The 26,880-nt window shown below is 68.2% G+C and carries 24 protein-coding genes; 14 read left to right on the top strand and 10 right to left on the bottom strand.

What is annotated here, in order from left to right:
• Positions 1–78: 78 nt before the first annotated feature.
• The 6 genes from AC1DKN_RS00580 to AC1DKN_RS00555 all read left to right on the top strand — a co-directional run bounded on the left by AC1DKN_RS00580 (position 79) and on the right by AC1DKN_RS00555 (position 5,929).
• On the top strand, positions 79–1,545 hold the full coding sequence (locus tag AC1DKN_RS00580) for a GntP family transporter (protein WP_223914661.1): 1,467 nt from the start codon (positions 79–81) through the stop codon (positions 1,543–1,545).
• Positions 1,545–2,429, top strand: coding sequence for a class II fructose-bisphosphate aldolase (locus AC1DKN_RS00575; protein ID WP_476870188.1), 885 nt, complete (start codon positions 1,545–1,547; stop codon positions 2,427–2,429). Before AC1DKN_RS00580 ends, AC1DKN_RS00575 begins: the two co-directional genes overlap by 1 nt.
• Positions 2,430–2,551: 122 nt before the next feature.
• Complete coding sequence (locus tag AC1DKN_RS00570) at positions 2,552–3,892, top strand: acyltransferase family protein (protein ID WP_476870187.1); 1,341 nt, start codon at positions 2,552–2,554, stop codon at positions 3,890–3,892.
• Positions 3,889–4,233 (top strand): GNAT family N-acetyltransferase, encoded by a 345-nt coding sequence (locus AC1DKN_RS00565; RefSeq protein WP_230008347.1) that lies wholly within the window; start codon positions 3,889–3,891, stop codon positions 4,231–4,233. Before AC1DKN_RS00570 ends, AC1DKN_RS00565 begins: the two co-directional genes overlap by 4 nt.
• A gap of 123 nt (positions 4,234–4,356) precedes the next feature.
• Positions 4,357–5,121, top strand: coding sequence for a hypothetical protein (locus AC1DKN_RS00560; RefSeq protein WP_230008346.1), 765 nt, complete (start codon positions 4,357–4,359; stop codon positions 5,119–5,121).
• A gap of 25 nt (positions 5,122–5,146) precedes the next feature.
• Entirely contained in the window at positions 5,147–5,929 is a 783-nt protein-coding gene (locus AC1DKN_RS00555; RefSeq protein WP_230008345.1) for an SDR family NAD(P)-dependent oxidoreductase, read from the top strand.
• A 12-nt stretch (positions 5,930–5,941) separates the two neighbouring features.
• Here AC1DKN_RS00555 and AC1DKN_RS00550 read toward each other — a convergent pair whose 3' ends face one another.
• Positions 5,942–6,994 (bottom strand): FUSC family protein, encoded by a 1,053-nt coding sequence (locus AC1DKN_RS00550; protein ID WP_476870186.1) that lies wholly within the window; start codon positions 6,992–6,994, stop codon positions 5,942–5,944.
• A gap of 223 nt (positions 6,995–7,217) precedes the next feature.
• Complete coding sequence (locus AC1DKN_RS00545; protein WP_476856141.1) at positions 7,218–8,819, bottom strand: MFS transporter; 1,602 nt, start codon at positions 8,817–8,819, stop codon at positions 7,218–7,220.
• Positions 8,820–9,189: 370 nt separating this feature from the next.
• On the opposite strand from AC1DKN_RS00545, the gene AC1DKN_RS00540 reads away from it, so the two are divergent.
• Positions 9,190–9,447, top strand: a complete 258-nt coding sequence (locus AC1DKN_RS00540; RefSeq protein ID WP_476870185.1) for a hypothetical protein — start codon at positions 9,190–9,192, stop codon at positions 9,445–9,447.
• Between the two features lie 25 nt (positions 9,448–9,472).
• On the opposite strand, the gene AC1DKN_RS00535 is transcribed toward AC1DKN_RS00540, so the two are convergent.
• Positions 9,473–12,058 carry an ATP-dependent DNA ligase gene (locus AC1DKN_RS00535; protein ID WP_476870338.1) on the bottom strand — a complete coding sequence of 862 codons (2,586 nt, stop codon included), beginning with the start codon at positions 12,056–12,058 and terminating at the stop codon, positions 9,473–9,475.
• Between the two features lie 109 nt (positions 12,059–12,167).
• Here AC1DKN_RS00535 and ku point away from each other — a divergent pair, with 109 nt between their 5' ends.
• Positions 12,168–13,166, top strand: coding sequence for a non-homologous end joining protein Ku (ku, locus tag AC1DKN_RS00530; protein WP_476870184.1), 999 nt, complete (start codon positions 12,168–12,170; stop codon positions 13,164–13,166).
• Positions 13,167–13,201: 35 nt separating this feature from the next.
• On the opposite strand, the gene AC1DKN_RS00525 is transcribed toward ku, so the two are convergent.
• The 6 genes from AC1DKN_RS00525 to AC1DKN_RS00500 all read right to left on the bottom strand — a co-directional run bounded on the left by AC1DKN_RS00525 (position 13,202) and on the right by AC1DKN_RS00500 (position 18,839).
• Positions 13,202–13,489, bottom strand: coding sequence for a DUF7218 family protein (locus AC1DKN_RS00525; protein WP_476870183.1), 288 nt, complete (start codon positions 13,487–13,489; stop codon positions 13,202–13,204).
• A 334-nt stretch (positions 13,490–13,823) separates the two neighbouring features.
• Positions 13,824–14,105: an HPr family phosphocarrier protein gene (locus tag AC1DKN_RS00520; protein ID WP_018774864.1), complete on the bottom strand. Its 282-nt coding sequence runs from the start codon at positions 14,103–14,105 to the stop codon at positions 13,824–13,826.
• A 67-nt stretch (positions 14,106–14,172) separates the two neighbouring features.
• Complete coding sequence (locus AC1DKN_RS00515) at positions 14,173–16,251, bottom strand: PTS fructose transporter subunit IIABC (protein ID WP_476856144.1); 2,079 nt, start codon at positions 16,249–16,251, stop codon at positions 14,173–14,175.
• Between the two features lie 2 nt (positions 16,252–16,253).
• A complete protein-coding gene (locus tag AC1DKN_RS00510) occupies positions 16,254–17,240 on the bottom strand; it encodes a 1-phosphofructokinase family hexose kinase (RefSeq protein ID WP_028276591.1) in 987 nt (328 codons plus the stop codon).
• Positions 17,237–18,055, bottom strand: a complete 819-nt coding sequence (locus AC1DKN_RS00505) for a DeoR/GlpR family DNA-binding transcription regulator (protein ID WP_223914650.1) — start codon at positions 18,053–18,055, stop codon at positions 17,237–17,239. Before AC1DKN_RS00505 ends, AC1DKN_RS00510 begins: the two co-directional genes overlap by 4 nt.
• Positions 18,056–18,575: 520 nt before the next feature.
• The gene (locus AC1DKN_RS00500; protein ID WP_476870182.1) at positions 18,576–18,839 is read right to left on the bottom strand and encodes a DUF6458 family protein; all 264 of its coding nucleotides are present in this window, start codon (positions 18,837–18,839) and stop codon (positions 18,576–18,578) included.
• A 262-nt stretch (positions 18,840–19,101) separates the two neighbouring features.
• Here AC1DKN_RS00500 and AC1DKN_RS00495 point away from each other — a divergent pair, with 262 nt between their 5' ends.
• The 4 genes from AC1DKN_RS00495 (at position 19,102) to AC1DKN_RS00480 (ending at position 23,666) form a co-directional block, all read left to right on the top strand.
• Complete coding sequence (locus AC1DKN_RS00495) at positions 19,102–19,719, top strand: alpha/beta hydrolase (RefSeq protein ID WP_079552210.1); 618 nt, start codon at positions 19,102–19,104, stop codon at positions 19,717–19,719.
• A gap of 319 nt (positions 19,720–20,038) precedes the next feature.
• A complete protein-coding gene (locus tag AC1DKN_RS00490) occupies positions 20,039–20,410 on the top strand; it encodes a substrate-binding domain-containing protein (RefSeq protein ID WP_476870181.1) in 372 nt (123 codons plus the stop codon).
• A gap of 118 nt (positions 20,411–20,528) precedes the next feature.
• Positions 20,529–21,272: an HAD family hydrolase gene (locus tag AC1DKN_RS00485; RefSeq protein WP_476870180.1), complete on the top strand. Its 744-nt coding sequence runs from the start codon at positions 20,529–20,531 to the stop codon at positions 21,270–21,272.
• A gap of 63 nt (positions 21,273–21,335) precedes the next feature.
• Entirely contained in the window at positions 21,336–23,666 is a 2,331-nt protein-coding gene (locus AC1DKN_RS00480) for a glycoside hydrolase family 65 protein (RefSeq protein WP_476870179.1), read from the top strand.
• 58 nt (positions 23,667–23,724) lie between these two features.
• On the opposite strand, the gene AC1DKN_RS00475 is transcribed toward AC1DKN_RS00480, so the two are convergent.
• A complete protein-coding gene (locus AC1DKN_RS00475; RefSeq protein WP_476870178.1) occupies positions 23,725–25,098 on the bottom strand; it encodes an MFS transporter in 1,374 nt (457 codons plus the stop codon).
• Positions 25,099–25,224: 126 nt separating this feature from the next.
• Between AC1DKN_RS00475 and AC1DKN_RS00470 the strand changes: the two genes are divergently transcribed.
• Together AC1DKN_RS00470 and AC1DKN_RS00465 are read left to right on the top strand one after the other, a co-directional pair.
• Positions 25,225–26,118, top strand: a complete 894-nt coding sequence (locus AC1DKN_RS00470; protein WP_476870177.1) for a hypothetical protein — start codon at positions 25,225–25,227, stop codon at positions 26,116–26,118.
• Positions 26,109–26,858, top strand: coding sequence for a LamB/YcsF family protein (locus AC1DKN_RS00465; protein WP_476859477.1), 750 nt, complete (start codon positions 26,109–26,111; stop codon positions 26,856–26,858). The genes AC1DKN_RS00470 and AC1DKN_RS00465 overlap by 10 nt, the downstream gene beginning before the upstream one ends.
• Positions 26,859–26,880: the final 22 nt, after the last annotated feature.

The raw sequence follows: 26,880 nt of genomic DNA, 5'->3' as shown, positions 1-26,880 counted from the left end.
CCGTCGCCGGGTCCCCACCCCACTGTTCCCGGCGACTGACTCGCTGGGCGACCTTCCTGTCAAAGGAGACACCTCTTCATGACCCCCCTGCTCAATTCCCTGATGGTGCGCGCAGCCGACGCGCCCGTCATCAAGCCGGCCGTGGAGCTGGGAACTCCGCTGCTGCTGACAATCGCGGCGGCCGGCGTCGCCCTGCTGCTGGTGATGATCATCCGCTTCAAGATCCAGGCCTTCGTGGCCCTGCTGACCGTCAGCATCCTGGTGGCCGTGGCCGCGCAGATCCCGCTAAAGGACGTGTTCACTGTGGTGGCCGCCGGGGTGGGAGGCACCATGGGCAAGGTCGCCCTCCTGATTGCGCTCGGCGCGATCCTGGGGCGGATGATCGAGGTCTCCGGCGGCGTCCAGTCCCTCGCCGACCACTTCACCGCCAAGCTCGGGGCCACCCGGGTGGCCGTCGCCCTCACCGCAGTCGGCTTCCTGGTCGCGATTCCGGTGTTCTTCGAGGTCGGCATCATTGTCCTGGTGCCGGTCGTCTACGCCTTCGCTAAAATTGCCAACGTCCACCCGGTGAAGTTCGGCCTGCCCATGGCCGGCATCATGCTGGCCATCCACGTGGCCGTGCCCCCACACCCGGGGATTGTTGCCGGTGCCGGCGTGCTCGGCGCCGACATCGGACTGATCGCCCTGATCTCGCTGACGATCTGCGTGCCACTGGGCTTCCTGTCCTACTGGGTCGCGTCCATCATGAACCGCAAGACCTACGAACTGCTGCCGGCCGTCAAAACCCAGGTGGACGAGTTCGGCTCCGCCACCATGGTCCGCGTCGGCCACGAGGGCCCGGGCAGCAAAGCCATCGCCCCGCCCCGCCCGGGACTGATCATCTTCCTCATCGCCACCCCGATCGTGCTGATCCTCCTCGGCACCGTCGGCACCCTGGTGATCGACAAGAACGACTTCTGGTACGGCGTCGCGGCGTTCGTGGGCAACCCCGTCTTCGCCCTGCTCGTGGCCGTTGCGCTCTGCTTCTTCCTCCTGGCCGTCCGCCGGCAGTGGTCGCTGACAGAAACCGGCGAAATCTTCGAAGGCGCCCTGCCTCCGATCGCGTCCATCCTGATGGTTGTTGCGGCAGGCGGCGTGTTCGGCAGCGTCCTGCAGGTGAGCGGAATCGGCAAGGCTCTCTCCGAATCCCTCGACACGCTCGGCGTTCCGCTGCTGCTGCTTGGTTTCATCATCTCCCTCGCCCTCCGCGCAGCCCAGGGCTCGGCCACCGTCGCGATCGTCACCACGGCCGGCCTGCTCTCCTCCGCCGTCGCCGGCGGCGGCTACACGCCGGCGCAGACCGCCGTGATCGTGATCGCCATCGGATTCGGCGCCCTCGGCCTCTCCCACGTGACCGACGCCGGTTTCTGGGTGGTTGTGCGCTACTACGGACTGACCGTCGCCGACGGCCTCAGGACCTGGACCGTGCTCACCACCGTGCTGGGACTGGCAGGCTTCGCCCTGACATTCGTCGCCTGGATGCTGGTGGGGGGACTGAGCGCCTGATGCGTACCCAACTGGACACCCTGGTGACCGGCGCCCTGCAGCAAGGCTCTGCCGTTCCGGCGTTCACCTGTTACGACTTCACCACCGCGCTCGCCGTTGTGGGGGCGGCCGAGGAATCCGGCCGGGGCGCCATCCTGCTGGTCGCACCGAAGACCGCGGCAACGCCCAACGGGCTGCGGCTGATCGCCGCCCTTCGCGGACTTGCCGACGCAGCCTCCGTGCCGATTGCGGTGCAGCTGGATCATGCCACCGACCCGCAGGTGATCGCCGACGCCGTCAGTGCCGGGGCCGACTCGGTGCTGGTCGACGGGTCCTCGCTGCCGTACGAGGACAACATCGCCCTGGTCCGGAACGTCCGCGCGGCCTTGGCAGCGCAGGGCCGGGCCGACGTCGTCATTGAAGCAGAACTCGGCGGACTCGCCGGCGACGAGGACCGGGCCTTCGGGACCGACGCCGCGGATAACGCAGGCAGCACAGTGGCGGACGCCCCCGCCGGGCTCACCGACTCCGCCCAGGTGGAGGACTTCGTGGCCCGCACCGGGGCGCAGCTGCTCGCCGTGGCTGTGGGCAATGTCCATGGCAAGTACAAAGGGGAGCCCCGGCTGCGCTGGGACGTGCTGCAGGACATCGCCGTGCGGACCCGGATCCCGCTGGTCCTGCACGGCGCCTCCGGCATTCCGGCTGAGGAACTGGTCAAGGCCGCCGCGATGAACGTGGGCAAGGTCAACTTCAACACGGAGCTGCGCACCGGCGTCCTGGCGGTCCTTGAGGAACAGACCACAGCGCACCGGGCCGACGGCGAGAACCTCCAGGCACTGCTGGGCCTGTGGAATGCCTCGGCCAGGACCTTCGCAACCACCGCCCTGGCCACACTCTCGCGCTGACACTGTGACTGCCAGGGCAGTATGGCCCGCAGCCGGCGCGCATCCGGGCCATACTGCTCTGGCAGCCAGGGCGCCGCGGCCCGACAATGATGGCAACACAGCCTGTCTTCCCGAGGGGTGCCATGCTTGCGCAGCAGCGGCCAACCGGCGACCCGGCGCCGATGCCGGACCGAGACCCGGTGATCGACCTTGTCCGGTTCTTTTGCCTGGCATTGGTGGTGGTCGCGCACACCATGATGGTGAGTCCCGTCCTGCACCCGGACGGCACCGTGACCTCCGAGAACACCTTGGGCGATCAGCACTGGTTTGAACCAGTGGTGTGGGTCTTCCAGATCATGCCGCTGTTCTTTGTGGCCGGAGGCATCACCGGGCTGCAGTCCTGGCGCCGGCTCCGCGCCAGGGGCGGCAACGCCTTCGATTTCATGCAGGCCCGGCTGCTGCGCCTGATCCGGCCGGCCGCCGTCCTGCTGGCGGTCATGTTCGTTGGCCTGTCGGCGGCCCGCCTCGCAGGGGTTGACCCTCAGGTCATCGAGCTGCTCACCAGCGGAGCCGGCATGCCGCTGTGGTTCCTGGCCGCGTACCTCGCCGCGCAACTCAACCTTCCCTGGCTGGCGGCCCTCCACACCCGCGCGCCATGGCTGACCTTCGCCGGCCTCACCGCCCTGGTGGTGACGGTCGATTGCCTGCGGGGAGTGCTGCCGCTGCTGGCATACCTGAACATGCTGTTCCTGTGGTGCGCCGTGCAGCAGCTCGGATTCATCGTGGCGGATGGCCCGCGGCTGCTGCCGGGCCGGCCGGCGCACCTGGGCATCATGGTTGCCAGCAACATGCTGCTGGGGTTGATAGTCCTGCTGGGGCTGTATTCCGGGAACATGCTGGTGAACCTCAATCCGCCCAATGTGACGCTGCTGCTCCTGGGCATCTCGCAGGCCGCCGCCCTCCAGCTCTTCCGGCCGGTGCTGTCCCGGATCGCGTCCGTGGCCGGGGTGCGCCGGATGATGGGCGTGGCCGGCCGGCGGTCCATGACTGTTTATCTGTGGCATCTGCCCCTGCTGGCGGCGATGTCCGGTTTGCTGCTGCTGACGGATTTCCCGCAGCCCGCCGGAGGGAGTGCGGCCTGGTGGTGGGGGCGGCCCGTGGTGCTGTTGGGGGTCATCGCCCTGCTGCTGCCGGTGGTGGCATTGTTTGGCAGGCTGGAGGAGCGGCCGACGGCGTCCGGCCCGTCGCCGAGCCGGCCGGCGGCCGCCGTTCTGCTGGCCGCAGTCGCCGTTTTTGTTCCGGCAGTCAACGCCGCGCTCACCGGGCTCACGCCCGGGCTCCTCGGCGGGGGTGCCGCCTGCTTCGCGCTCGCCGTCGTGCTCCTGGGCCGGATTCCGGTTCGGCTCACGACGCCACCTGACGGGCAGGGCGGATCGGAACCGCCATTGCCACGCCCGCCATTAAGTGCCAATGTCGAACCATGACGGAGAACTCGGCAACCACGGAAGACACCTTCACCCCGGACGTCTCCACCACCCGGAACGACGAGCTGCACCGTTACGAACTCCGTGTCGGCGAGAAGCTGGCCGTCCAGGTGCGCTTCATCGACAGGCCGGGCCATATCGACTTTATCCACACGGATACCGCAGAGCAGTTCCAGGGCCAAGGGCTCGCCAAAGTGCTGGCGCACTTCGCCCTCGATGACGTGGTTGCCTCCGGCAAGCGGATCATCCCGAATTGCCCGTTCATGTACCGCTACCTGCGCAAACATGAGTCGTACCACCAGTATGTGGACTGGCCGGAGCGGGTCCCAGAGGGAGCCTGAGCGCCTGGCGCGGGAGCCGGAACGGAGTCATCGGCCTGCCCGCTTGTGGGCAGCGGACCAACCTCGTAAAGTTTGACCAGAGTTATGCAGTTGGCTCTTGGACAGGTGACTTTGGAGTACCCCATGAACCATAAACTGCGTGTGCTTGTCCGGGTGGACGTCGATCCCGCACAGGTCACCCTCGAAATTACCGGCTGCGTTACCCAGTCTGACTCAGCAACCCTCCTGCACATCGTGCGCCGCGCCTGCCGCCTCGAACCGGGCGCCGCCGTGGTCATCGATCTCCACGGCGCCTCCCACCTGGACCCTGAGGTGCTGCTGGATCTCCGGCGTCTCGCTGATGCCGGACACCTGCCCTCTCCCGATGCCGGGGGCTCCGCAGAGTCCGGACCGCTTCGTTTCACCCTCGACGAGCCGGCGGTGCTGCCAATCTGCCTCGTGCACGTCGGCGCCGACGCCGAAGTCCTCGCCGGACTCGACACCGACGACCGCCCGGCCCCCGTTGCCGTCGCCGGGAACGGAGACAGCGAAGCTGCCGGACTGCTCGACGTCGGGCCCGGCTCCGGATCCGACTCCGGGCTGGGGGAGGCCAACAGCCCGCTGGCCGCGGAAACCGGCGGCGCCAGCGACCTTGGCTCCATCGACGGGCTGGCGCTTTCGGAGTACTTCGAGGGAACGCTGGATCCTGTGGCCACGGTCCGGGCACTGTCCGACACGGCGTTGTGCCGGCTCGCGGACGCTCTCTACCGCCACCTCGACACCAGCAGCCCCTCTTTCGGGGCGCACACCTGGTACGAGCTTGCGGCCGAAGAGCTTCAAAACCGCCACCTGCTCGATGACGGTGACCCGGCAGGGGACGAACTGGCGCAGGACACGGCCCTGGCCTGAGCCGGGACGAGACTAGGCTGTCGCTATGAACCCTCAAACAGCCTCTACATCCGGCAGCACAGCCATGGTCACGGGCGCGACGGCGGGCCTTGGCGCCGAGTTCGCCCGCCAGCTCGCCGAGCAGGGCCACCGCGTGGTGCTCGTGGCCCGCGACGCCGGCCGCCTCGCGGCCACCGCTGCGGAGCTGGAGAACAGCTACGGGACCGCGACGGAGACGATCGCCGCGGACCTGACCGACGACGCAGGGATTGCCGCCGTCGTCGCGCGCCTGACCGACCCCGCGCGGCCGGTGGAGATCCTGGTCAACAACGCGGGAATCGGCCTGCTGCGGCCCTTCGAGGACAACGACATTGCCGAGGAGAAGAAACACCTGAAGCTCCATGTCGAAACCGCCATGGAGCTCAGCCACGCCGCCCTGCAAGGCATGCTCGGGCGCCAGTCCGGCAGGATCATCAACGTCGCCAGCGTGGCGGCCTTCCTGCCCCGCGGCACCTATTCCGCAGCGAAGGCCTGGCTGCTGAGTTTCTCGCGCTCGGCCAACATGGCCTATGCGGCGCGCGGGGTGAAGGTCACCGCCGTGTGCCCCGGCTTCACCCACACCGAGTTCCACGACCGGATGGGGATGGACAAGACGGCGACGCCGCGCTGGATGTGGCTCGAGGCCCGGCAAGTGGTCAGCGAGGGACTGGCGGACAACGCCAAGGGCAAGGCCGTCTCGATCCCCAGCAAGCGCTACAAAGTCCTGACCTCGGTTTCGCGGGTGCTGCCCTCAAAGCTCATCGCCGGGCCGGCGCGGCGCGCCAAGTAGCCACCGGGTACATCAGCGGGCGGCCAGGCGCCGTCGGCGGATCAGTACGACGACGGCGATCCCGACGGCGGCGCCCACGAGTGTTTCGACGGCCCGTTCGGTCACCAGCACGGCGGGATCGGCCGGCGCGGCAAGCTGTCCGACCAGCAGGATCACCGGGGTGAAGGAGACCATGGCAAGGCCGTAGTGCCGGGTCATGAACAGCTCGGTGCTGAACTGCAACACGATCACGAGGCAGACCAGGACGGCGGCCTCCTGCCCGGGGAAGGCCAGCAGCGGTGACCCCGGCCACGGGAACAGGACCGCCGCGACCACCACGAGACCGCCCAGTGTCCCGACGATCCGGTGGACGCCGCGGTACACGCTGCTGGGCAGGTCCGCACCGGCAAGCGGCACCGCCGCCGCGGCCATGGCCCAGTGCGGGTGGCCGCTGCCACTGAGGACCCCCAGGGTCCCGGCGCCGCCGACAGCGGTGACGTAGCGGGCGGCATGCAGCCACGCCGCCCGGCGCCCGGCCCCGCGCAGCACTGTGACGTCCCGCCGCCTCCCGCGCTGCCAGGTGCGGCCGACAAACCAGCCGCCAAAGCCGACCATGATGGAGAACGCGGCCGATCCCGCGGCGATGAGAACGCCCGTGTGCCAGGGGACGGCGGCGGGAACGGAGGCGCACGCGCCCAGGGCCAGGATCCCGAAGAAGGGACCGGCGGGTTTCAGGGCCGTCTTGTCCGTGAACAGCGAGCCCACGCCGGCGAACGCGGCCTCAATGATCACCAGGGCCCACGAATGAATGTGGTGGGCCGAGAGGAAGACGCCGACTCCTACGCCGGCAACTAAAAGGACAGCCGCCTGGCCTTGATGCCGGAGCCGGAGCTGGTGAGGCTCGGTGCGGCCGTACATGCCGGTCAGCGCGCCGAAAACGGCGTAGCCCGCCAGCCCGGGGCGACCGGCCGCCAGGAGCGCCAGGGACGGAACGGCCACGCTGATCGCCACCCGCCAAGCCGACACGTGGTCCTTGTTGGCCGGGGCCAGGCTGTGCAGCGAACGGATGTGGTGCAGCAGGGACATCACGATTGCCTCTCCGGTTCCTGTGGTTTCAGTGGTTTTCCCGGTTCCCGGTTCCCGGGGGCCCGGGGGTTCGCGGGGCCCGGGTGCTGATAGTGGTTCGGACACGCCTAAGGCCTGCCCGGATGCGTCCCCCAACGGGTAAGCATCCGGGCAGGCCTCAAAGGGCGGGGCTGTCAGCTACGTAGCCTGGACTGCTGCTGCCGGTCCGGGCGGACCGGCAGGCTTAGGCTGTGGCCGGGACTTTCTCGGCTTCCCCGCGCCCTGCGGTGGAATCGACGGCCGGTGCGACCATGGGCATGTCCATGTGCTCGAGGTCGATCAGCGGGTTCTCGTCCTGCGTCGCGACCAGTTCGCGGGCCTCAGCCTGGGTGTCCACGCTCGGCATGGAGCCGGGCAGCGGCATCTGGGCGGATTCCTTGAGGAAGTAGATCGCTACTGCGCCGATCGCCGAGGTGGCCATCAGGTAGTAGGCCGGCATCATGTCGTTGCCGGTTGCGCTGATCAGGGCGGCAACGATGAACGGCGTGGTGCCGCCGAAGATGGCCACAGAGAAGTTGTACGCGATGCCCATGGCGCCGTAGCGGCTGGCCGTCGGGAACTGGGCCGGCAGGGCCGACGCCAGGTTGGCCACGTAGAACGTCACGGGGAAGGCAATCAGGGAAAGGCCGGCCAGCGTGGACCAGATTTCACCGATGCCGATCAGCAGGAAGGCGGGGGTGGCGAGGACGACGGTGCTGATGGCGCCGATCCACAGCACGGGGCGGCGGCCGATCCGGTCAGAAAGCCTGCCGGTCAGCGGGATGCAGAGGCTCATGATGACCAGCACGGGGATGGTCAGCAGCGTGCCGTGCAGCTCGTCGTAGCCCTTGGACTCCGTCAGGTACGTCGGCATGTAGGAGGTCAGTGCGTAGCCGGCGGTGTTTGCTGCCGCGACCAGGATCATCGCGACGATGAGGGAGCGCCAGTACGCCTTCACGATGCCCACCGGGCCCTTGGAGGCTGTGGTGTCCGAGGCGGTTGCGTCCTTTGCGAGGTTCTCCTGGGCATCCAGGGTTGCCTGGAACTGCGGGGATTCCTCGATCTTGCTCCGGAAGTACACGGCGATCAGGCCGAGCGGGCCGGCAAGGAGGAACGGGATGCGCCAGCCCCACTGCTCCATGGTGTCCTGGCCGAGGGTCAGCTGCAGCACCGAAACGAGGGCCGCGCCAAGGGCGAAACCGAGGTAGCTGCCCATGTCCAGGAAGCTGGCGAAGAATCCGCGGCGCTTGTCAGGGGCGTACTCGCTCACAAAGGTCGTGGCGCCGGCGTATTCACCGCCGGTAGAGAAGCCCTGGATAACTTTGAACAGGACCAGCAGAACCGCAGCCCAGATGCCGATCTGTGCGTAGCCGGGCAGGAGCCCGACGGCGAAGGTGCTGGCGGCCATGATCATCAGGGTCGCGGCGAGGACCTTCTGGCGGCCGATCTTGTCGCCAAGCCAGCCGAACACGACTCCGCCGAGGGGGCGGGCGATGAAGGTGGCGGCGAAGGTTCCGAGCAGGAACAGGGTCTGGACGGACTTGTCCGCCTCCGGCAGGAATACCGGTCCCATGGTGGTGATCAGGTAGCCGAACACGCCGACGTCGTACCACTCCATGGTGTTACCCACGATGGTGCCGCCGAGTGCCTTCTTGAGCATCGGCTGGTCGACAACGTTGACGTCGGACTCGCGGAGTCGACGGCGACGTAGCTTCGGTTTCTTCACACCCTTGGGTGCGCCTTGGTTGGTTCTGCTGGCGTCGATGACGCCTGCTGAAGAGTCGGTCGTGCTTCGGTCTGTGGGCATTTGGGAAGCTCCTAGGGAGATCATTTGCTTGCGACTTGTAGCTGCCCCGCTCTGGGCAGGCCTTCAATTTTACGGGAATTCTCTGGAGTTTCCGAGTTGCGTGCCGTATGATCGCCCATTTCGGGTGCAAATTGGGGGCAATTCACTAATTTCTTTTGCCCGCTTTCGCCGCGCGGATACTGGGAACCGGCCATCCCCGCGGCGCCGCGCCCAAAATTTTCCGCGCCAGCCCTCGATTGCGGGGGTTTCCGACGGGATTCGGGCCGACGGAAAGTCCGACGGGGGGCGCTACAGACATCTCCCCGGGGCAGTCCTACGATTGATGGACACTTCATTTCACAGCGGTTAATTACAGCGGAAAGGAAGATCAATGGCGGATCATCAGTTCGGAGAAGAAATCGAGCCCGAGGTCGCGAGCCATCTGGCGCAGTCCATGGCTGAAGCCCCGGGACCCGAGGCCCTGCACCACGCTCCCCCCGGGCCCGGCCAGGGACAGCAATGGCCGGACGGCAGCGGCAAGCAGCGGCACCCCAAGGACCGCGACACGGCCCGCGGGCGGCAGGGCCAGCAGATGGCCGCCGGCGCCATGCACCGGCAAAGCCGTCCGCAGCTGCCCCACCACGACTAGCCCCATCACCGCTGGCCCCACACGACTAGGGGCCGGCGGCAGGGTCAGCCACGACGTCGGCTGGCGCCTTATCCAGGCGCCAGCCGCGCCACACCGGGTGCCGGAGCTTCCCGCTGCCGGTCCATTCCCCGAAGGTGACCTCGCCGACGAGTTTTGCGCTCACCCAGTTGGCGTCTGCCGCGTCAGCGTCCGGCACGTCCCGGAACGGGGAGGTCTTCCGTGGCAGGGCGTCGAGTTGTTGCCTGAGTTCCTTGAGTTCACGGGTGCTGAAGCCGCTGCCCACCCGGCCCACATAACGTAGTTTCGAGCCGTCCGGAATCCCCAGCAGCAGCGAGCCCACGGATTCCCGGCGCCCCCCTTTCCCGGGCCGCCAGCCGCCCACCACCACCTCCTGGGTCCGTTCAACCTTGAGCTTGAGCCAGGACCGGCTGCGCTGGCCGACGTAGCGCCCGTCCGTGCGCTTGGCCATGACCCCCTCGAGTCCGAGCTCGGCGGCGCTTTCCAGGATGTGCGCGACGTCGCCATCGATCACGCCGGAAAGCTCCACCGGGGCGGCGGAAGGGCGGAAAAACTGCTCCAGCCGGCGGCGCCGCTCACTCAGCGGCCGGCGCCGCAGGTCCTCGCCGGCGTCGAAGAGCAGATCGAACAGCATCAGCCGCACGGGCGTCGACTGCTGCGCCCGGGCGACGTCGGCGGCCCTGCTCAGTTTCATCCGGCCCTGCAGCAGCCCGAAGTCGGGCCGGCCGGAGCGGCCGACGGCGATGATCTCGGCGTCGGCGACGAAGCCCTGCTCCGGCCAGGAGGACCGGTCCGTCAGCTCGGGGTAACTCACTGACATGTCGATGCCATTGCGGCTGATGAGCCGGACTGTCGTTGCGTCGCCGATCACCAGGGCCCGCACCCCGTCCCACTTGAGCTCGATCTGCCAGTCCAGGTCCGGAAGGTCCGCCAGGGTCCCGGATGTGGCCAGCATCGGGCTGAATCCGGAGGCGTCGGGGGCACGTTCGGTGCCGGCGGCGGTTTCCGCTCCGCCCTCGCGGTGGCCGCGGCCGTCCGCTGAGCCGTCCTCCCCGCCGTCGTCCGCGGCCTCGTCAGTGTCTTTCTCGGTATGCTCCGCCGTGCCGGCCGGGTTGTCCGCTGTGCCGGCCGGGGGCCGCGGGCCGGGACGGCCTTGCGGGCCCGCAGGGTCCATCAGGTGGATCAGCCACTGGTCATCGGCCCGGCCGGTGTGGATCAGGGCGAACCTGCGCGGTCCGCCGAGGCCGCCGCCCTCCGCGCCGGTCAGGGTGGCGATGACCTCCTTGCCCGCGATCCATTTTTCGCATTCGTAGTGTCCGTGGTCCCAGATGCTGACCGTCCCGGCGCCGTACTGGCCCTTGGGAATGTCACCCTCGAAGTCGGCGTAGTCCAGCGGGTGGTCCTCGGTCTGGACCGCGAGGTGGTTCTTGGTTTTGCTGGTCGGGACGCCCTTGGGCAGCGCCCAGGACACCAGCACGCCGTCGCGTTCCAGCCGGAAGTCGTAGTGGAGCCGGCTGGCGTGGTGCTCCTGGATGACGAACTTCTCCCGCCGTGTCCCGCCGTCGTCCCCGGCGTGGTGACGGTCCGCGGTGAAGGGCTCGGGAGTGGCCGACCTGTCCCGTTTGGTGCGGTACTTTTCCAGCCGCGGATCGGTGTCGCCGCCGTCGCCGGCCGGCTCGGGAGAGATTTCGGCCCGCCCTCCGGGCAGGTGGACGTCCCGGTGGTCCACCCGGCGGTCCGGCGCGTGCGCCGCCGGGGCTCCGGCGCCGTGCCGGCCGCCGGAAACCGGGGCGAACGGATCCTTGCCGGCTGCGACGCGCTTCATCACCTCCTGGAAATCCAGCTGGTGCAGCGACGCGGAGCTGAGTTCCCGCCATGTCCGCGGGGCGGCCACCGTCGGCCGGAGCCGGCCGCGCAGCGAGTACGGCACGATCGTGGTCTTGGCGGCGTTGTTCTGGCTCCAGTCCACCAGCACCTTGCCCGTGCGCAGGGTCTTTTTCATGTCGCTGACGGCGAGATCCGGGTGGTCTGCCTCGAGCGAGCGGGCCAGTTCGCGGGCGAAGTCGGAAATCCGGTCCGAGCTCTGGGACCCGTCCAGGGCCGCGTAGAGGTGGATGCCCTTGCTGCCGCTCGTCACCGGTACGGGGTCCAGGCCGACGTCCTGCAGGATGGTGCGGGCCAGCCTGGCCACCTCCACGCACTCCGCCAGTCCCGCGCCCTCGCCCGGGTCCAGGTCCAGCACCAGCCGGTCGGGCGGCATGGCGTTGCCGTGGGAGTCAACCCGCCACTGCGGCACGTGGATCTCCAGGGCCGCGATCTGGGCCAGCCAGGTGAGGGTGGCGGGATCATTGACCAGGGGATATTGGATGGTCCGGTCCTTGTGCGTGATGGCGGCACGGGGCACCCAGCCGGGCGTTGAATGGTCCAGGTTCTTCTGGAAGAACATCTCTCCCGGGGCATCTGCGGTCCCGACGCCGTGGACCCAGCGCTTCCGCGTGGCCGGCCGGTTGCGGGCGGCGGGGATCAGCACCGGCGCGACGGTGGCGTAGTAGGCCAGGACGTCGGCCTTGGTGGTGCCCGTCTCCGGGTACATGATTTTTTCCAGGTTGGTGAGCACCAGTTCGCGCCCGTCCACGCGGACGCGTTCCTTACCGTTGGGCAAAACCCTTCACCTCCGCGCAACTGTGATGTTCACTTGATCCATGAGAGCCATCTGGAAAGGCGCAATAGCGTTCGGGCTGGTCAACGTGCCGGTCAAGGTCTACAGCGCCACCGAGGACCACGACATCAGCCTCCACCAGGTCCACAACGCCGACGGCGGCCGGATCCGCTACCAGCGCCGTTGCGAGGTCTGCAGCAAGATCGTCGACTACGAGGACATCGACAAGGCCTACGAGGACGACGGCCGCACGGTGGTCCTGACGCGCGACGAGCTCAAGTCCATTCCGGCGGAAAACAGCCACGAAATCGAAGTGGTCCAGTTCGTTCCGGTCGACCAGCTCGATCCGATGATGTTTGAAAAGAGCTACTACCTTGAACCCGACTCCAAGTCGCCCAAGGCCTATGTGCTGCTGCGGCGCGCCCTCGAGGACACGGACCGGGTGGCAATTGTGCAGTTCGCGCTCCGGGACAAGACCCGGCTTGGCGCGCTGAGGATTCGCGACGAGGTCCTGGTGCTGCAGTCGCTGCTGTGGGCCGACGAGGTCCGCGAGGCCAGCTTTCCCGCACTGGAGACCTCCATCCGGATCTCGGCGCAGGAACGCGAGATGTCCGCGGCCCTGGTTGACTCGATGGCCTCCGACTTTGAGCCGGACCAGTTCACGGACGATTACCAGGAGCAGTTGCGTCAGCTGATTGAGGCCAAGCTGGACAAGGGGGAGTCGCTGGACACGGAGGAGACCTTCGGCGCCCCCGCCGAGGCCGGCGAGGGCGAAGTTATCGACCTGATGGAAGCCCTCAAGCGCAGCATCGAGAAAAAGCGCGGCGGCGGGCCGGCGGAGACTCCTGCCGGGGGCTCCGGTTCTGCTGCGAAGGCCGCCCCGAGGACCTCCGCCAAGACGGCGGCAGCCAATGCCACAGGCACTAAATCCACGGCCACCAAGACGGCGGCAGCCAGGAACGGTTCCAAGGCTGCCGCGGCTTCCAAGACTGAAGCGGCGCCTAAAGTGACGGCGTCGAAGACGGCGCGAAAGCGTGCCTGAGCCCGGATGCCGGCTGGCGCCGTCGTGCACGTTAATCAGGAGTTCCGCAGGGCGGAGATGAGCTCGATCTTCTTCTTGGCCGAGTAGCCTTTGAGGCCGATCTCCTTGGCGCGTGCCTTCAGCTGCGGCACTGTCCAGTCCTCGTAGTCTCCGGCCTTGCCGCCCTTGCGGCCGACCGACGAACGGCCCCGCTTGGCGGCGGCGTTGGAGATCCTGGCGGCTTTTTGCTTGGAGGCGCCGTCCTCGAGCAACTTCTCATAGAGCTCGGGGTCCTTGATGCTGGGGCTCTCTGAGCCTTGTGGCTTGCCTTTCGTCGTTGGCATGGCTGCGCGATCATCTCCTTCGGCCGGGAACCACCTGAGCGGCGTCCCGCGGTCGGTGCCGCGGGGGATTCCAAACTATCCGCGCCGCGGGGCCGTGACAAGCATTTGCTAAGGCCCCTTATGAAACGCTTATAAAAGTTGCCCCGACGGTCCGCCGCCAGAGCAACGCGGGGTCACTTAGCGCCCAAGTACCCCACCGGAATGGGCCGTAAATGACCCCGCGTTGCTTCTGAACTAAGCGGCAGGGTAACGCGAAGGCCCGGCCGGCCCCTGATCGGGGGCGGCCGGGCCAACTGAAGCTGCCGGTGTTCCGGCGCGGGGCCGGAAGGTGAGGCTATTCGGCGTCGTGATCCGTCTCAAGGATCTGCACGAGGCGGTCAAGTGCGGCGTCGGCGCCCTCACCTTCGGCACGCAACACCACAACTTCGCCGTGCGATGCGCCGAGGCTCATCAGCGACAGGATGCTGGCGGCGTCCATCGCCTCGTCCTCGGGCTCGCCCAGCCGGGCAATCGTGATCTCGAGGTTGTCGAACTCGCCTGCAGCCTCGGCGAAGATGGCGGCCGGACGGGCGTGCAGCCCGACCCGGCTGGCAATGGTGGCGTTACGTTCGGTCATTTCTGCTCCTTGAAGTCAGCTTGGGTGTTTGTCAGCTGTGAGTATCTGCTTGGAAAATCGTCCCGGTTCAGGCGGCTACGGGAACCGTTTCCACCGTATCAACCGGCTTCTTGACTGCCCAGCGCTTGAGCCCGATCACGGCGAAGGCGCCGACAACGGTACCGGCCGCAATGGCGATGCAGAACCACAGGAACGAATCGATCGCGAAGAAGACGAAGATTCCGCCGTGCGGGGCCTTCGAGCCCACGCCGGCCGCCATCGAGATGGCACCGGTCACGGCGCCGCCGAGCATGCTGGCGGGGATGACGCGGAGCGGGTCCGCGGCGGCGAACGGGATGGCGCCTTCGGTGATGAAGGAGGCCCCCAGCAGCCAGGCAGCCTTGCCGTTTTCCTGTTCCGCAAGGCTGAAGAGCCTCTTGTTCAGCACGGTCGCGGCCAACGCCATGGCCAGCGGCGGGACCATGCCGGCGGCCATGACGGCCGCCATGATCTGCCACGGGGCCTGGTTGGTGATGGAGGCTGCGCCCAGGCCGGCGACTGCGAAGGAATAGGCAACCTTGTTGACGGGACCGCCGAGGTCGAAGCACATCATCAGGCCCAGGATGACGCCCAGGGCGATGGCGCTGGCACCGGTGAGGCCGGACAGGAACTCGTTGAGCCCGACAGTGACCCGGGCGATGTAAGCGCCCAGGAACACGAACAACAGGCCCGACGCCGCGAGCGACGCCACGAGCGGGATAACGACCACCGGCATCAGGCCGCGCAGCCAGCGGGCCACTTTAAGCTTGCCGATCGAATGGGCCACGTAGCCGGCGATCAGGCCGCCCACGATGCCGCCGAGGAACCCGGCACCCATGAAGACGGCAACGGCGCCGGAAACGAAGCCCGGGGCGATGCCGGGCCGGTCAGCAATGGCGTAGGCGATGTAGCCGGCCAGCGCGGGCACGAGGAAGCCCAGGGACAGGGCGCCGATCTTGAAGAGCACGGCCCCCAGGTAGGCGCCCAGCGGGCCCCAGGCCAGCTCCGGGTACACGGTAGGCAAGTTCGTGAGGCTGTTCTCCGCCAGGATCTTGTCCGCGAAGGCGGTGATGTTGTAGCCACCCAGCAGGAAGCCGAGGGCGATCAGCAGACCGCCGCCAGCCACGAACGGGATCATGTAGCTGACACCGGTCAGGAGGGCCTTCTTCAGCTTCGTGCCAATGTGCTCACTCTTTTCCTCGGCGGCCATCTCAGCCTGCTCCTCGGCGCCGAAGTGGGGCACGCGGTGGGCGTGCGGGTTGTCCGCTGCGGCGAGTGCCTCGGCGACCATCTTGTCCGGTTCGTCGATGCCGCGCTTGACCGGCGCGTTGATCACCGGCATGCCGGCGAAGCGCTCCTTGCCGCGCACGTCCACGTCCACTGCGAAGATCACGGCATCGGCGGCGGCGATCACGGCGGGGTCAAGTGCCTTGGCGCCGGAGGATCCCTGGGTTTCGACCTGCAGGTCCACGCCGACCTCTTTGGCCGCGGCGACGAGCGAGTCGGCGGCCATGTAGGTGTGGGCGATGCCGGTGGGGCACGCGGTGACGGCGACGAGGCGCTTAGGCCCCTTGGCCTTCGCCGCGCCGGCACCTTCACCGGTTGCGGCCGCCGCGGTTGAGGCGCCGGCCGCGGATGCGGCGCCGGTCGCTTCTGCAGCGGTGTGGGCGGCCGGCTTGTCCGCCAGGGCGGCGTCGACGAGGTCGACAATTTCCGCCTCGGAGGTCGCGGCGCGCAGGCTGGCCGTGAAGTCCTTCTTGATCAGCGACCGCGCCAGCTTCGAAAGCAGCTTCAAGTGGTCCTGGTCCGCGCCCTCGGGAGCGGCGATGAAGAAGATGATGTCCGCGGGCCCGTCCTTGGCGCCGAAGTCGACCGGCTGGGACAGCCGCGCCATCGCCAGCGTGGGTTCGGTGACCGCCGTCGAGCGGCAGTGCGGGATCGCGATGCCGCCCGGGACGCCCGTGGCGGTCTTGGATTCCCGGGCGAAGGCGTCGGCGAAAAGCCCTTCGGCCTCGGTGGCGCGTCCGGTGGCTGCAACCCTGCCTGCCAGATGCCGGATCACGTCCTCGGGCGAGCTGCCCAGATTCTGGTCGAGCTCGACCAGTTCGGTGGTAATGAGCTGTGTCACTGTCAATCCTTCCGGAGGGCCGTGATGGTTACGGCATCAGGGGTGGTTTGGTTGACTGCCGGGACAGTGGAGCCAGGCAGGGAAGCGGCGGCGGCACCATGGGCCACCGCCTGACGGAGGCAATCGACCGGGGCGGCGCCCTGGCTGGATGCGAGCAGGTATCCGGCCAGCGAGGAATCGCCGGCGCCGACAGTGCTGACCGCGGTGACCGGCGGGTGCGTGGCCAGCCACGCGCCGTCGGCCGTCACAAGAACGGCACCCTTGGAGCCGAGGGTGGCCAGTACGGCACCCACTCCGGAGCGCACGACGGCGGAGGCGGCGGCTGCTGCAGCCTCCGGGTCCGCTTCGAGCTCCTCGGCGGACTTGTTCGTGGCGAAACCGGCTGCGGCAGCCAGTTCCACCAGTTCCTCGGCGTTGGGTTTTAAGAGGTCCGGTTTTCCCGAGGTGTCGCCGGAGACCGCTGCGGCGAGGGGTTCGCCGGATGAATCGACGGCGACCCGTGGTGCGGCCTCGCCGTCGAACAGGGACCGCAGCCGCCGGGTGACGGTTGCGTAGAAGTCGGCCGGGACCCCGGGTGGGAGCGAGCCGGCCAGGACTACCCAGGCGGCACCGCGGGCGTGGTCCAGCAGCAGGCTGATCAGGGCCTCCTGCTGCTCCTCGCTGAGGGCCGGTCCGGGTTCATTGATCTTGGTGGTGACGCCGCCGGGCTCGGTGAGGGCCACGTTGCTGCGCAGCGGCTCGCCAATCGGCAGGGCCGCGAACGGAACGTCGGTCTCCCGCAGGCCGGTGAGGACGGGGTCGGCCTCGGCGCCGGGGAGAACGGCGACTGTCTTCAGCCCCGACGCGACGAGGGCGCGGGAGACGTTGACTCCCTTGCCGCCGGATTCCTGGCGGACGGAGATGGCCCGCTGAACTTCCCCGCGGAGGAGGGGGCCGGGCAGCGCCACGGTGCGGTCCAGGCTGGGGTTGGCGGTGAGGGTGACAATCACGCGACCACCACCTCCACTCCGGCTTCCGCAAGGGCGTCGGCGAGTTCCCGGCTGGGTTGCGAGTCTGTGATCACGGTGTCCAGATCTTTCAACGAGGCGAACTGGACCAGCGTTTCCGCGTCCAGCTTGGAGGAGTCAGCCAGCACCACAATGCGGCGCGCTGATTGGACGAAGGCAGCCTTGACGGCGGCTTCTTCAGGATCGGGTGTGCTCAGCCCGAAGGCTGCATGGATGCCGTTGGTGCCGATGAAGGCGATGTCCGGGCGGATCCGGCGGGCGGCTTCCACCGTGGACTGGCCGACGGCGGCCTGGGTCAGGCCGCGGACCTTGCCGCCGAGCAGGTGCAGGGCGATCCCGGGTCCGCCGGACAGCCGGGATGCGATGGGCAGGGAGTGGGTGATGACGACGAGTTCGGCGTCGGACCCGGACGCCGCAACGGTGCCCTGCGCGGCGGCTCCGGCGGCCCGGGCGGACAGGAGTTCGGCGAGGGCCTCCGTGGTGGAGCCGGCGTCGATCAGGATGCTGCCGGTGAGGCCCTGGGGAATGAGGGCCAGGGCGGCCTCGGCGATCCGGGTCTTTTCGGGCTGCCGCTGGACGGTCCGTTCCAGGATGCTTTCTTCCGTGGTGCTGAAGCGGTCCGGGGAGACCGCGCCGCCGTGCACCCGGCGGACGCTGCCGGAGGCTTCCAGGGCGGCGAGGTCCCGGCGGATGGTTTCGGTGGTGATGCTGAAGCGCTCGGCCAGGTCCGTGACGCTGGCCCGGCCGCTGGCGTAGATGAGCCCCACGATCAGCTGCTGGCGTTCTTCGGCGAACACTTACCCTCCATTGCGTACTGCGTCTGACTTGGTTCTTGTTCTTGCCGTGCGTTGAGCTGGAATTGCGCCCTGGCCGCTTCGGTGACTCCCGTCACATGAAGTGGAATTATTTGACTTTATCTTTGTTCTTGTTGGTTTGTCAATGAAAAACCACATGAACGCAGAAGGGTGGGCTTCGCCGCGGGACATGTCCAGTGGTCGGGCCGCGTTCCGCCGGGGGACATGTCCAGTGGTCGGACCAGGGAGTGGGCATTTGGGCAATGTGTCCATGGGCCGCCGCGGGGGCTGGGCATGTGCTGTGAATGGGGTGGTTGCGGGCCGGGCGCCTGGGGACATGTCCAGTGGTCGGGCCGGGGAGTGGGCATTTGGGGGATATGTCCATGGGCTGCCGCGGGGACTGGGCATGTGCTGCGGTTGGGGTGGTAGTGGGCCCGGATGGCGGAAGCCGGGCCCGACCTCGAGGTCCGGCCCGGCTTCCGGGTCGTTGGATTCCGCGCCGCTCAGTGGGTGCGGGGAAATCTCAGATGCCTGCGTCGCGGCTCTCATTGCGGGTGATGGTCTCGCCGGTGTTGGGGTCCACTACCGTGCGGCTTTCGCTGACCCGGCGCGTGCGGCCGCGTCCTGGGCCGGCGAGGACGAGAGAAGCGATGAGTCCAATCACGCCGACCGCCATCAGGATGTAGCCGATCATGGCCTGGTTCACATTGGGGATCAGCCCCGGGGTGACGGCCCAGGCGAGGATGGCGCCGATGGCGATGAGGAAGATTGCGGAACCGATTCTCATAACGTGCTCCTTGATGCCCGGGGGGCGGACTGATGATGGTAAGCATGCTGTCCAGCGTCACGCTACAACCCCGCTCCTACTGTTTCAATGAAGCGCCCTCCGCCCCGCGGGGAAAATTTCGGCGCCGGTTTCGGCCAGCCGCGCCTTTTCCGGACGGATGCGCCACTGATCCGGGGGGCGGAGGTCCGCTTCCGCCGCGGAAACCGCGGAGCGCGGCCTCGTGTGGGGCGGGACGCGTGGCGGTGCTGGATAGGCTGAGCCGATGGAGACGGTGATCTGGTCAAAACCCGAACACGAACGCGGCGGCACCCCGCTGCTGGTGATGCTGCACGGCTACGGTACGGACGAATTCCGCATGTCCAAGCTGTTCGCTTCCCTGCCGCCCGAGTTCAGCTGCGCCGCCCTGCGTGGACCCAAGGACATTGGAGACCACTACGGCTGGTTCCTGCTGGACTATTTCCTCACCCATGACTTTGCCGACGTCATCGCCTCCACGAACGCGGTCTTCGCCTGGATCGAGTCGGTCAAAGCCCGGCACAGCAGCGTCAGCCTGTTCGGATTTTCGCAGGGGATGGCGATGGCCAGCACGCTCCTGCGGCTCCGGCCGGAACAATTCCGCGCAGCTGTGGGGCTCTCGGGTTTTGTCCTGGACAACGAACTGCTGGCGATGAGTGAATCGTTCACCGCCCGGCCGCCGTTCTTTTGGGGCCGGGACAAGGGCGACGTCGTCATCAACGACGCCGCTACCGAGCACACCGAGGCTTGGCTGAACCGGAATACCCAGCTCACAGCCAGGACCTATCCGGGCATGGGCCACACGATCTCGAAGGCCGAACTCGTGGACGTCAGCGCGTTCCTGCGGCACTACGTCCTGCGCTGACCGGGCGCTGACCAAGGCGCTACGTCCTGTGCTGACCGTGCGCTGACGGGGCGCTGACCAAGACACCCGCCGGTCCCGCCAACCCACGGCCAAGCAGGCCTGCCAACCCGTTCCCGCTCCGCTGCCAAACTCAGAATCATCCACTTGCATGCCAAATATGTAAGCGCTTACAATCGACCTCGGCCATGAACACCGGGCCCACTACTTCGGGGGGAAGAAAGGGCTGAGCCCGTGCCGCAGGCCAATACCCCGCGCGTGAGAATCCAGCACGTCCCCGCGCTCCCCGGACTCTCCAGCTGCACCGTCTCCTCCGGACCTCGTGCTCGACGCCGGCTCCAGCATCGAAGGCGGCCGGCTGGCCATGGTGGAGCCTGTGGAAAACCCCGGGATGCCGTCCGCGGTCTTCGCCGGTTGCGACGAGACGGCCTGCGGTGCGCTCATGGCCATGCGGGAGCTCGGTTTGTCAGCGCCGGAAAACGTGTCCATCATAGGAATAGACGATCATCAGATGAGTTGGTTCCTGGGCCTGACCATAATTGCCCAGCCGCTGGCCGGCCAGGGCGCGTTCGCGGCCAACCTGCTGATTGAAAGACTTCATCGCTCAGGACTTGCCACGCCGCCTGCCAGTCCGCCTTCGAACCATCTGCTGGACACCAAATTGGTAGAGCGCACCAGCACGCGCCGACGCTGATCCGGACGGCGTCCGACGCCGGAACGGCCCCCAACAGAGCAGCCCTGAACTGCCTGCCTTAGACCATCGCTTTGACCAAACCGTCTTGCCTGCCCGTCGTCTGAAAGGACCTCGACTCATGACTGTAGTTCCCGACACCTCCGGCCTCGCCGGTGCGCTCTCCGGTGCAACCGCCATCCTTTTTGACCTCGACGGCGTCCTGACCCCCACCGCCGTGGTGCACGAGCACGCCTGGAAGCAGCTCTTTGACGGCTTCCTGGCCTCGGTCCCCGGTGCTGAGCCCTACCGTGAGAGCGACTATTTCGACCACATCGACGGCAAGCCGCGGTTTGACGGCGTCCGGGACTTCCTGGCCTCCCGCGGGATTGTGCTGCCCGAGGGCCCGCTGAACGACGAGCCCGCGCATGACACCGTCCACGGACTCGGCAACCGCAAGAACAAGGTCTTCAACGACATCGTCGAGGCCGGCGGAGTCCAGCCGTACGAGGGCTCCGTCCGGCTGGTTGAGGCCGCGCTGGCCCGCGGACTCAAGCTCGCCGTCGTCTCCTCTTCCCGCAACGCCCCTGCCGTGCTGAAGGCTGCCGGCCTGTCCGACTACTTCCCGGTGGTGGTCGACGGCGTCGTCGCCGTCGCCGAGGGGCTGCCCGGCAAGCCCAGCCCGGCCACCTACGAATACGCCGCGAGGCTTCTGGGCCTGCCAAGCCAGGAGTGCGTCGTGGTGGAGGACGCCGTCTCCGGCGTCCAGGCCGGCAGCGCGGGAGACTTCCGCTCGGTGATCGGCGTCGACCGCGGCGCCGGCCGGCAGACCCTGCTCGACGCCGGCGCCACGGTCGTGGTCAACGACCTCGCCGAACTGCTCTAGCCCGGCCCGCTCACCCCACCGCCCAGCCCACTGCCCACTCCCGCCGAAGGAACCCCCTAAACCATGGCTCTCATCACCTCGGACCGCGCCCGGTTCCCCAACGATCCCTGGCAGCTGGTCGAGACCGTTCACCTCCCCGGCAATGCCGGCACCCTGGAGACCCTGTTCAGCCTCGGCAACGGGCACCTGGGCATCCGCGGCGCGCACTGGGGTGCCGCGGACGCCGAACTTCCGGGCAGCTTCATCAACGGCTTCCACGAGACCTGGGACATCAAGCACGCGGAAAACGCGTACGGCTTCGCCCGCACCGGCCAGCGGATCCTCTACGTCCCGGACGCCAACAACTTCACCGTCATCATCGACGGCGAGCCGCTGAGCCTGGAGGAGTCCACCGTGCTGGACTACCGCCGCTCGGTGGATTTCGCCACGGGTATCTACGAGTGCCGGATCACCTGGCAGTGCCGTTCCGGTGCGACGGTGACCACCACCGAACGGCGCGCCGTCGGTTACGCAACCCGCGGGGCGCTGGGCATCAGCCTCGAAGTGGCGGCCGACCGGGATATCTCCGCGGACGTCACGTCCTCGGTCATCAACCGCCAGGACCAGCCGGTGGAGGACCACTCCGCCCATGATCCGCGCCGCGCCGGCCGCCACGCCGGCCGTGTGCTGCTGCCCCTGCGGCTCGACGGCGGGGACGGCTCCCTGCGCCTGTCCTGGGAAGCCTCGGAATCCAAGCAGCGGCTCGGGATGGCCGTGGATCACTGGACCTCGGCCGGCGTGCAGCCGTTCGACACCCAGGTGGACCAGGACGACAGCAGCGTGCGCTACGTGCTCGCCGTCAGCGCGGACGCACCGTTCGTGCTGGAGAAGAGCGTCAGCTACGCCGTGGGCCAGGCCGCCGAGGACCTCGCCGACAACGCCGAAGCCAGCCTAAAGCCGGTCAGCGAGATCTTCGCCGAGAGCGAGGACCACTACCGCGCCTACTGGAGCACAAGCGACATCGTCCTTGCGGGCCAGACCGAGCTCCAGCAGGGCGTGCGCTGGAACCTCTTCCAGCTCGCGCAGGCCACGGCCTGCGCCGATGTGGCCGGCATCCCGGCCAAGGGCGTGTCCGGCTCCGGCTACGACGGCCACTACTTCTGGGACCAGGAGGTGTACCTGCTGCCCTACCTGACCTACACGAACCCGGGCAACGCCCGCCAGGTCCTGGAATTCCGCCACGACCTCCTGCCCGAGGCGAAGATCCGCGCCAAGGAACTCAGCGTCGACGGCGCCCTCTTCCCCTGGCGCACCATCAACGGACTCGAGGCCAGCGCCTACTACGCGGCCGGCACCGCACAGTTCCACATCGCCGCCGCGATCGCCTTCGCGACCAACCGGTACATCTGGGCCAGCGGGGACACCGAGTTCCAGGCCACCCTGGGCTCCGATCTGCTGATCGAGACTGCACGGATGTGGGTCTCACTCGGCTTCTTCGGCAAGGACGGACTGTTCCACATCCACGGCGTCACGGGTCCCGACGAGTACACCGCCGTCGTCAACGACAACCTGTACACGAACGTCATGGCGCGCTTCAACCTGCGCGCCGCGGCGGCGCTGGACCACCCGGAGATCGACGACGCCGAACGCCAGCTCTGGGAGCAGGCAGCCAACCGCATGCAGCTGCCCTACGACGAGGACCTCCAGGTCCATTCCCAGGACAACGACTTCATGACCCTGGAACCGTGGGACTGGACCACGCCCCGGTCCAAGTACCCGCTCCTGCTGCACTTCCACCCGCTGGTGATCTACCGGCACCAGGTCCTTAAGCAGGCCGACACCGTGCTGGCCATGTTCCTTCAGTGGCAGGACTTCACCGCCGAGGAAAAGCGCCGCGCCTTCGATTTCTACGACCCGATCACCACGGGCGACTCCACGCTGTCCGCCTGCGTCCAGGGCATCATGGCGGCCGAGGTCGGCTATGGCAAGGCCGCGCTAGACCACTTCACCCACGCCCTGTTCATCGACCTCGACGACACCCACGGCAACACGATCGACGGCGTCCACATCGCCTCCACCGGCGGGGTGTGGAGCTCGCTGGTCAGCGGCTTCGCCGGGCTGCGGGACCAGGGCGCTGTGCCGTACTTCGATCCCCGGCTGCCTGCCGAATGGGACGGCCTCGAGTTCCACCTGAAGATCCAGGGCAGGCTACTGCACGTCGGGCTCGAGCAGGATTCGATCAGCCTGACCGTCCGCGACGGCGCGCCGCTGGAGGTCGACGTGCGCGGGGAACTGCTCACGGTCGACGGCGGCCCGGTCCGGGTCCCGCTGGCGCCCGTCACCGCCCCGGAACCGACCATCTTCCCCAGCGGCCTTCCGACGTCGTCGATCCCGGTGGTGCGCGCCGCAGTCTAAACCGCCGCCGAAACAACGCGGGGTCACTTAGCGCCCATGATTCCCCCGGACATGGGCGCTAGGTGACCCCGCGTTGGTCTGGGCCGGGCTGCCCTGGTCCGGAGGATTCGGCAGAGGCCGGGGCGTCGGCGGGTTCCTCACCGTCGGCGGGTTCCTCACCGCCGGCGAGGGGGTGGGCCAGTTCATCGGCCGGCATCCGCGCCACGACCATCGCGACGACGGCCATCGCCGGGCACACGGTCCCGGCGACGAGGAAGATCAGCCACACCGGCAGCACCTCGGCGGCCGGCCCGGCGAGTGCCATGGAGACCGGCATGAGGGCCAGGGATACAAAGAAGTCCAGGCTCGAGACGCGGCCCAGCAGATGCGGCGGCACCCGGCGCTGGAGCAAGGTTCCCCAGATCACCATGCCCACGCCGCCGGTGGCGCCGAAGATGAAGAGGGCGGCGGCCACGGCCCAGAAACTGTCCATGATTCCGACGGCGGCGATCGGCAGGCTTCCCGCTCCCCAGGACACCATCATCACGGTGAGGTAGCGGCGCGGGAGGGGAAAAGAAGCCGTGGCCAGCGAGGCTGCGGCACCGCCCAAGCCCATGATGGCGAGCAGGAAGCCGAACATGCGCGCGTCCCCGCCGAGCTGGTCCCGGACCACGAAGGGGATCAGGACCTCGATGGGGCCGATCAGGAACAGCACCGAAATGCAGGCCCAGAGCAGGGTCCACAGCAGCCAGGGCGTCCGGACGGTGTAGCTGACGCCCTCGCGGAGGTCGTGGCGCAGGGACGTCTTGGCCCGCGGCTGGCCAGATTCGGTAGCCCCACCGCTGACCGGGACTCCCGCCGCGGGCTGGCGGTGGAGGAGGTTCAGGATGCAGAAGGCCACCAGATGGCAGGCCGCCACTCCGGTGACGGCGTAGGCGGGGGACAAGGCCGCCACCAGGATGCCCGCGACGGCCGGTCCGGCGGCCTGCTGCAACAGCGGCCGCATCGTGCCTTCCAGGCCGTTGGCCGCCAGCAGGTCCTCAGGCGGCAGGATCCGCGGCAGGATGGCGGAGTAGGCGGGGAAGAAGAACGCAGCCCCGACGCCGAGCACGAAGGCCCCCAGCGCGAGATGCCACAGCTCGAGCAAGCCGGCCAGGGCCAGCCCGCTGACAGTGGCAACGACGGCGAGGTTGGCGCCCTCGACCGCGATGATCAGGAGCCGCTGGGGCACGCGGTCCGCGGCGATGCCGCCGGCCAGCAGAAACGTCACCAGCCCGACGCTGCCCGCCGCGGCCACGACCGAAAGCTCCAGCGGTCCGCCGCCCAGATGGATCACCTCGTAGACCATCGCGACGGCCCACATCCCGGAACCGAAGATGGAGACGGCCAGCGCCGTGATCAGCACGCGGTACTCCCGGTGCGCGAAGGGGCGGAGGGCTCGCAGGGCGGGCATGGGCCCAGTCTAGTAGCCAGCCGCGCGGCCGGGCTGGACCCCTCCGGGGCGCAGCGGCGACCCCGCCTGCCTACCCGTGTGTAGTGTTAAGTGCACTTAGTTTTATGGTTCCGACGAGAGGCGATCATGGCCAAGCGCAGCAACCCGGCAATGAAGATTGCCCAGGAAACAGCCCACAGCGCGATGTTCGACGCGGCAGGCCAGCCCCGGCCCGGCCTGCACAAGGTGCTCCTGCGGGCGGTTGAAGTCCAGCGGCCGCTGGTGCTGGCCAATATCCGCAGGCTTCAGCGCAGGCACCCGCAGGCCACCGCGGCGCAGCTCGCCGCCATCCTGGAGCGCGACTACCTGCTGGCCGTCACCGGCGGCGGTGCGCTGGTCGGCGGGGCTGCCGTGATTCCGGGCGTCGGAACTGCGGCCGCACTGGGTCTCTCGGCCGCCGCAGCAGTCGGGTTCCTCGAAGCCACCGCACTGTATTCCACGGCCCTTGCTGAACTGCACGGCATCCGGATGGTGGACCCGGACAGAGCCAGCACCCTGGTCATGGCGGTCATGCTGGGCGAGGAAGGCACCCAGCTACTGAGCTCGCTGAGCGGACAAGCGGCGGGCCGGGGCAAGGGGCCCACCCAGGCCTGGACCGCGGCCTTCACCCGCCGCGTCCCCCTCGCCGGCTTCGGTACAGTGCGGGCCAAGATCCAGACGATGTTCCTGCGCTCCCTACTCAAGACCCAGGGCACAGCCTGGCTGGGCCGTGCCCTGCCCTTCGGTATCGGCGCCGTCGTAGGCGGCGTGGGCAACCGGGTGATGGGCCATGCGGTCGTCGCGAACGCCAAGGAAGCATTCGGGCCCATCCCGGACACGATTCCGGGAGAACTGCAGGCCCTTGCGGAAACCACCGGGCCGGCCGCGCTCTACGAAACTTCCCTGGACGCGCAGCCGGGCGGCGGCACCCAGGGCGGCGGCACTCAGGGCAGCGGCGCCCCGAAGGCTTCAACGAAGGACGGCGGCACGTTTTGGATCTGAACACTGACCTGGGGGAGTCCTTCGGGACCTGGACCAAGGGCGCCGACGCCGCGATGTTTCCGCTGGTCACGAGCGCCAGCGTGGCCTGCGGGATGCACGCCGGGGACCCCGTGACCATGCTGGACACCTGCCGGGCGGCGTACGAGCTCGACGTCAACGTCGGTGCCCACATCGGCTACCCGGACCTGGCCGGCTTTGGCCTGCGCTCGCTGGACATGACCTTTGACGATCTCTTCGGCGCGGTCCTTTACCAGCTCGGGGCGCTCGACGGCGTCGCCCATGCCGTGGGCGCCTCGGTGGACTACGTCAAGCTGCACGGGGCGCTCTACGACCGCACCGTGCACGACGGCGAGCAGGCCTCCGCCGTGATCGCCGCCATCCAGGCCTACGATCCCGGACTGCCCGTCCTCGGCTTCCCCGGCTCAGCCCTGCTGGAAATCGCCAAGGAAGCCGGGCACCCCGTCTTCTCCGAGGCCTTCGCCGACCGCGCCTACTTCCCCGACGGCACCCTCGTGCCGCGCACCGAGGTGGGAGCAATGATGCTCGACGCCGGACAGGTTGCCGAGCGGGCGGTCAGGCTCGCCACGAAGGGCGAAATCGAGGCCGTCGACGGCACCGTGCTCCGGATCGAGCCGCAATCGCTGTGCCTCCACGGCGACACCGCCGGCTCCGTTGCCGCGGCGACAGCGATCCGTGCGGCGCTGGAGGCTGCCGGCGTCGAGCTGGAGAGCTTCGCCTGAACCGCGAGCCCCGACCCGCGGG

The organism is Arthrobacter sp. 01N444, from assembly GCF_056399305.1.
Note: the sequence above shows the minus strand (reverse complement) of the source record. Positions and strands in the feature narration are given on the sequence as shown.